Source organism: Ureaplasma diversum NCTC 246, from assembly GCF_000731915.1.
GTDB lineage: Bacteria > Bacillota_I > Bacilli_A > Mycoplasmatales > Mycoplasmoidaceae > Ureaplasma > Ureaplasma diversum.
In genome coordinates, this window is record NZ_JFDP01000096.1 from 1 (window position 1) to 574 (window position 574).

General features: G+C 33.8%; 1 pseudogene. It reads left to right on the plus strand.

Annotation, left to right across the window (positions count from 1 at the left end):
* A pseudogene (locus UDIV_RS04050) lies at positions 1–574 on the plus strand (F0F1 ATP synthase subunit alpha); the annotation flags it as partial.

Below are 574 nucleotides of genomic sequence, written 5' to 3' on the forward strand. Positions count from 1 at the left end.
ATTATTCAACGCTGGGCAACGTCCTGCGATTGATGCTGGTCAATCAGTGAGCCGGGTTGGATCTGCTGCACAAATCAAATCAATTAAACAAACAGGAGCTTCATTAAAATTAGAATTAGCTAACTACCGTGAACTTGAAGCGTTTAGTCAATTTGGTTCTGATTTAGATGAAGAAACGAAACGGATTTTAGATTTGGGTAAATCAGTAATGGCGATTATTAAACAAGCGCCAAATAAACCATATTCACAAACTGATGAGGCAATCATTTTATTTACTGTTAAAGAAAAGATGATTACACAAGTTCCTGTTGAAAAAATCCAAGATTTCAAAGAATTCTTAATTGATTATATGAAGGGCACTAACTTACGTGCTGATCTTGAAAAGAAACAGGCGTTTGATAAACAAAACACTTTAGCATTTAGATGTGCAATTCAACGTGCAATTAATGTTTTCTTACACAATAATGTAGAGCATACTGCCTCAAGTGAAGAAGAAAAATTAGCATTTGATTCTTTCGAATCAAATAGTAGTATGATGAATGCTAATATTCCCTGTAATAGCCAACATGAATTT